The following is a 5,624-nucleotide window of genomic DNA, read 5'->3' as shown; positions in this document are numbered from 1 at the left end:
GGCTATATCCCTTATTAAATCTAGCTTATAGCTTTTTGTGTCCCCACGCCAGGTATGTTTTCTATAGAAAATTCTTCTTGTAATCGTTGACTGAGAAGGTTTAATTGTTCACTTTTTTGATTCCATTCATCAATCTCTTTTTGTATTTCAGGATTAGCAACTCCTGCACCAATTAAACGATTATAATCTGCTAACTCAAAAGTTGTAGAAAGGTTAGCCCATTCAAAAGCTTTTTCAGGTTGATTTTGTTCGATTAAAATTTCAATCAGTGCAATAGAAGTTCCTTCTTCTTGTTTTAAAAATGCCTTTCTATCTTCCCTTTTTAACCCTCGACGCATTTCTAAGGTAATAGTAACTGATTCTTCTAAATATTTAATAGCTTCGACTGGGCGATCTGTATCTCGGTAAACTGCACCAATATTATTGAGAGTAACACCTTCACCAGAGCGATTGCCTACTTCCCTACTGATGGGTAATGCTTGTTGATAGTAGTCTAATGCTTGGTTAGGTTTGCCTATTTGTCGGTAAACTAAACCAATATTATTGAGGGTTGTAGCTTCACCAGAGCGATCGCCTACTTCCCTACTGATGGGTAATGCTTGTTGATAGTAGTCTAATGCTTGGTTGGGTTTGCCTATGCTGGCGTAAACTGCACCAATATTATTGAGGGTAGTAGCTTCGCCTGAGCGATCACCCACTTCCCTACTGATGGGTAATGCTTGTTGATAGTATTCTAATGCTTGGTTCGGTTTGCCTATATTGTTGTAAACTAAACCAATATTATTGAGGGTTGTAGCTTCACCTGAGCGATTGCCTACTTCCTCGAAGATGGGTAATGCTTGTTGATAGTAGTCTAATGCTTGGTTAGGTTTGCCTATTTTGCGGTAAACTTCACCAATATTATTGAGGGTAGTAGCTTCACCTGAGCGATCTTTGATTTCTCGATAGATAACTAATGCTTGCTCATATTCTTTTAAAGCTTCTTGAGGCCGCCCAATATTATCGTAGTTCAACCCCAAACCTAAGAAAGAAAACGCTTCTAACTCCCTATCTTGCTGTTGTCGCGCAATGGTAAGTAACTGTTTAAACTTTTCTATTGACTCAAAAGGTTTTCCCTGTGTTGCTTGCTGTATCGCTTGTTCTTGTAGTTGTTCTATTTGTTGTGATAAATCTTCAGTCTGTGCTGTTGCCGGTTGAAGCGTCAATATAGGGTTAATAGGAGTTAGACAAATACCCAAGGTTATGAGACTACTTAATATTGCTTTCATCAGTTATCAGTGAGCAGTGAACAGTGAGCAGTGAGCAGTGAGCAGTTATCAGTTGCATGATATCAAATCAGTTATCTAAAGATAACGTAAAATATTTTTAAGGTCAGCGATCACTTTCAACTGTTAGGACGTACAACCCGAATTAACTTACCCTGTAGAGATTCATGGGGGGCGATCGCTTCCGAGATCCGAGTTGCCATACGCTGGCGATCAGTATCATTAGTACAGACAACAATACCGCAATGGTCAGAATTTAAACGGTGTAATCGGATAAAATCATAACGATTAAGGGTGATAACCGCCCGATTCTCAGTGATAGCGAAGGTTAACACATCCTCATCAGGGATACCCAGGTTAGCATTACCAGCTTCTTGCACCGTCGAAACATCATGTCCCATCGTCCGAAGTAACTTGCTAACAAATCGAGGGAACTGTTCATCAGCATACAGGCGTGCCATTGGTTAGGCAACCTCATTATTAGCACGAATAGCTTCGGTAATCTCTTCGGGATAAGCAGCAGCATAAGCCCAAGCATTGACGAGATCTGCTGCGGTTAGGTTAGAATAGTCCTGTAATAGTTGAGCTTCACTAATGCCAAGCTGTTGAGCTTCAACCAATAGCCAAACAGTAATTCGGGTTCCCGTTATACAAGCTTCTCCACCACAGACACCAGGAGTTTTGGTGATTCCTTTTGCACCCATACTAAGGGTTTTAGTCAAACTCTGAACTATCTCTGCTTTATCGGAAAGGGAAAGGTTGAGAAGCTGATGTTCGATTTCTTGACGAATCATGCAGAATAGAGATATTTGAAAGTCATTATTATTGTAGCGAAAAAGCGAGCTTGCTTTTGGCTATAATTAAGGAAAAACTTTTTCTCTACGACATTTTTCATAAAAAAAATTCTGAATACTGACGGCTAAATACCTCCCCCAAATTTATATACTTTAGAAGCTATAGCCAGAGGCAGAAGGCAGAAGGTAAAAACCTGGCGGCTATTAGGTTTGAGTTTGAAAAAATGTCCTAACTGCCTTGGCGGTTGCTATAAAATAAATGCTGAAAGCTGATGGCTGAAAGCTGACTGCTGAAAGCTGACTGCTAATAATTAAACACTTGGAATTAGAACATCAGACTTACTATCCAACAATAAATGATTGAGCATTAATTGCAAGACATCTACTGGGTTAATAGTGTCTTCTTCTAACAACTGTGACTGATGAGTAATAAATACAGGACAATCTTGAGAAGATTGGGGGATGTGTCCATGAGAACCCTTGACCAAATTAGCATCTAAAGGAATAACATCCATTAAATAGCGAAATCCTAATGTCTTCTGCAATAGTTTTACCGCAATTTTACCTTTAGCAAGGGGAATTTTAGGGTCAATAAACAGTTCTACCGGGTCATAACCAGGTTTACGATGGATATCAACGGTTCTGGCAAAATCTGGCGCAAGTTTATCGTCTAACCAGTAATAATAAGTAAACCATGCCTCCGGTTTCGCCACTGCTACCAGTTCCCCAGCGCGCGGATGATCAATATGGTATTCTTGCTTACCTGTGCCATCCAACACCAAATCAATACCCTCTATCCCTTCTAACAAACCCTTCACCGTCCCTAACACCGTGGGTTCATTAACATAAACATGGGCAAGTTGATGATCAGCTACGGCAAACGCCTTACTAGCACCAGCATCCAGCAGTTCTAAACCCAACTCCTCACGCACCTGTAATAGTCCTGCTTCCCGTAAAACGCGGTTAATATGGATGGGTTTATTGACCGGGGTAATACCGTATTCAGAGAGAATAATCACCTGAACCCCCTTCCCTTCGTAAAAATCGATTAATTCTCCGCACAAGGTATCGATTTCTTGCAGATCCTGACTAATTTGATCGGGTTCACAACCAACTTTTTGCAGACAATAATCTAGGTGGGGTAAATAAACCAAACTCAAAGTAGGACTAACCCGATTTTCCGTCCATTTGGCTGATTCTGCAATCCATTGACTGGACTCAATAGAAGTTGCCGGTCCCCAAAATTTAAACAAGGGAAACTGTCCTAATTCCGCTTGAAGTTGGGGGCGCAGATCCGCCGGTTGGGTATAAATATCGGGAATTTTGCGACCATCCGCAGGATACATGGGACGAGGAGTTACCCCATAGTCCACGGTGGAGTACATATTGTACCACCAAAATAAGTTAGCACAGGTAAAAGAAGGGTCTATTTTTCGGGCTAAATCCCAAATTTTCGGAGCTTGTACCAGTTTATTAGACTGTCGCCAAAACTTAACCTCACAATCATCCCGAAAATACCAACCGTTACCCACAATACCGGTTTTACTCGGCCATTCTCCTGTTAAATAGGTACTTTGCGCCGAACAAGTAACAGCAGGGAGAACCGGTTTAATGGTAGCAAGCTGTCCTTGCTCTATCCAGCTTTTTAGCTTAGGGGTATGTTTTCCTATTAATTTGGAACTCAAACCAACAACATTGATAACAACTGTTCTTTTCATCTTTATCTTTTTAAACCAAAAATTTATTAATGGATAATGGATAATGAGCAACTAAAAATCCTAACTCCTGCCTCCTAACTCCTGAAAGCTGAAAGCTAACTCCTGCCTCCTGACTCCTAACTCCTGAAAGCTGAAAGCTGAAAGCTAACTCCTGCCTCCTGACTCCTGACTCCTGAAAGCTGAAAGCTGAAAGCTGAAAGCTAACTCCTGCCTCCTGACTCCTGACTCCTGACTCCTGAAAGCTGAAAGCTGAAAGCTAACTCCTCCCTACCCAGAAATACTGTCAATTACCCATTCATACTCCCTTTTAATAGAAGTAAAAATATCCAGTTTCATTTCTGGGGGTAAAACTTCCCAGGTATAAGTTTCAATTTCCAAATGGTTACACTGGGGAACTTGATCGAGTTTTTGGAGAATGGCAGTAATATGATCCTGGGTAGAAGCAAAGGGAGGATAGCGATCGATGAAAATGGGTACATGGAAATGGGTACGCCATTCTTTTGCCGAAGTATTGATTAACTCAGGTAAGGCATCCCCAAGATCCTGATAATGGTTTAATGTACCGTCTGCTTGTTGTTCAATCACCTGATGGAGATAGGTAGACTCGGCAAAGGGTTCTAGATGTTGTCTTAACAGTTGTCGCTGCGATCGCTCTTCAGGAACAGAAATACGAATTGCGGAACTGATCTGAAATTTACCTATCAGAATACCGGCTTTCTCGAACTTAGCTAAAGCAAGTGCTGGATCTTCGTATTCCACCGCAAAATGACAGGTATCGTAACACACTCGGATATATCGTCTCAGCCATGTTTCGGCGGTGATAGGTGTCACCCCGTAGGTTTTTTCTAGATATTCTCCCCCTACAGGTAAAAGCCAGTTTTGGAAAAAAGCCACCATTTCATCCGTATTTTCCAAAAGGGCATCCGGTTCGGGTTCAAGATCCAAATGAAGCAGCTTTCCTGTTGTTTCCTCCACTTGAGCCATCTGTGCAGCTATCTGTGCTAAATGGAAAGTACTGCCCTCAAAAAGCCTAGTGGTTTGGCTTTGATCCGATGTCCACCAAGGTTTATAAGATAAAGGCATGGTGGAGATACCCCCATCTATGGTTTCTGGTAACAAGGCTGCCAAGATTTTCACCAGACGCTCGCTATAGCTCAAGCGATCGCTGTCGCACCAGTCGGGACGATACACCTCGTCTTTGACCACTTGACCATGAAAACCCCCGTAGGGAAATCCATTCAGGGTGAACACATAACAGTCTTCTTTTGTCAACCAATTTTTGAGTTGGCTGAGATAATCTCCCTGTAAAAGTGTCTCACTAGCTCGACTGGCCAAACGCAGCCCAATACCAAAAGGTTGATCAGGAGCGAGTTCTTTTTTCAGTTTCGGGATATAGGTTTGTAGATTATTAAACACATCCCCCCAGTCTTCTCCTGGATGAATGTTACTACAGTAGGTTAGGTGATAGGGGCGATGGCCGTTGTTTGTTTTGTGTATTAACATTTTGGGTTAAGTCAGGGGGCAGGAGTCAGGAGTCAGGAGTCAGGAGGCAGGAGGCAGGAGGCAGGGGGCAGGAGTTAGCAGTCAGCAATCAGCTTTCAGCAATCAGCTTTCAGGGGGCAGGAGGCAGGAGTTGTTTTTGAGACTGAGGTTAAACTGATGTTTTGCACCAGTACAAGAAAACTCAATAATCAAAAACAAGAGAGCGCATCAAGACAGACTAATTGTCCCTACCCCCCAAACCCTACAACCTAACCTCACCAAAACTCTATGATGCAGGTGCAAGATATGAGTTAGAGGGTTTCTAAAATAGCGATCGCTTCTCGATAAAGATCTAAATCAACTTG

At 42.0% G+C, this 5,624-nt stretch carries 5 protein-coding genes; all 5 read right to left on the bottom strand.

The window, feature by feature from the left end; all coding sequences use genetic code 11:
• Nucleotides 1–20 precede the first annotated feature (20 nt).
• The 5 genes from P9B04_RS13210 to eboE all read right to left on the bottom strand — a co-directional run bounded on the left by P9B04_RS13210 (nt 21) and on the right by eboE (nt 5,280).
• The gene (locus P9B04_RS13210) at nt 21–1,268 is read right to left on the bottom strand and encodes a tetratricopeptide repeat protein (RefSeq protein WP_342055456.1); all 1,248 of its coding nucleotides are present in this window, start codon (nt 1,266–1,268) and stop codon (nt 21–23) included.
• Between the two features lie 116 nt (nt 1,269–1,384).
• Nucleotides 1,385–1,726, bottom strand: coding sequence for a DUF5615 family PIN-like protein (locus P9B04_RS13205; protein WP_342055455.1), 342 nt, complete (start codon nt 1,724–1,726; stop codon nt 1,385–1,387).
• Nucleotides 1,727–1,729: 3 nt separating this feature from the next.
• Nucleotides 1,730–2,059, bottom strand: a complete 330-nt coding sequence (locus tag P9B04_RS13200) for a DUF433 domain-containing protein (RefSeq protein ID WP_342055454.1) — start codon at nt 2,057–2,059, stop codon at nt 1,730–1,732.
• Between the two features lie 311 nt (nt 2,060–2,370).
• Nucleotides 2,371–3,777: an alkaline phosphatase family protein gene (locus P9B04_RS13195; RefSeq protein WP_342055453.1), complete on the bottom strand. Its 1,407-nt coding sequence runs from the start codon at nt 3,775–3,777 to the stop codon at nt 2,371–2,373.
• 267 nt (nt 3,778–4,044) lie between these two features.
• On the bottom strand, nt 4,045–5,280 hold the full coding sequence (eboE, locus tag P9B04_RS13190; RefSeq protein WP_342055452.1) for a metabolite traffic protein EboE: 1,236 nt from the start codon (nt 5,278–5,280) through the stop codon (nt 4,045–4,047).
• Nucleotides 5,281–5,624: the final 344 nt, after the last annotated feature.

It is taken from the genome of Crocosphaera sp. Alani8 (assembly GCF_038442745.1).
Taxonomy (GTDB): domain Bacteria; phylum Cyanobacteriota; class Cyanobacteriia; order Cyanobacteriales; family Microcystaceae; genus Crocosphaera.
This window is presented reverse-complemented; position numbering and strand designations above follow the sequence as displayed.